This is a genomic window from Pseudomonas sp. 65/3-MNA-CIBAN-0223 (assembly GCF_040310425.1).
Classification (GTDB): Bacteria; Pseudomonadota; Gammaproteobacteria; order Pseudomonadales; family Pseudomonadaceae; genus Aquipseudomonas; species Aquipseudomonas gregormendelii.
The window spans coordinates 1-244 of record NZ_JBEOPV010000302.1 but is presented as its reverse complement, the minus strand read 5'-3'; the positions used below and the strand labels follow the sequence as shown (position 1 = coordinate 244).

Annotated in this window: 1 pseudogene; it reads left to right on the top strand. The window is 60.7% G+C overall.

The features are described from left to right. Positions 1–244 (top strand): annotated as a pseudogene (locus AAEZ09_RS28975) (tyrosine-protein kinase); the annotation flags it as partial.

Here is a 244-nt window from a genome sequence, read left to right as displayed (position 1 = left end):
ACTTCATCATCATCGATACGCCGCCCGTGCTGGCCGTCACCGATGCGGTGCTCGTTGCGCAGCAGGCCGGTACCAACCTGCTGGTAGCTCGCTTCGGTCTCAGCACGAGCTCGCAGATCGATGCATCCAAACGCCGGCTCGCGCAGAACGGCGTGATCCTCAAGGGCGTGATTCTCAACGCCGTGAAGCGCAAGGCATCGACGTCACCTTATGACAGCGGTGCCTACGGCTATTACACCTACAC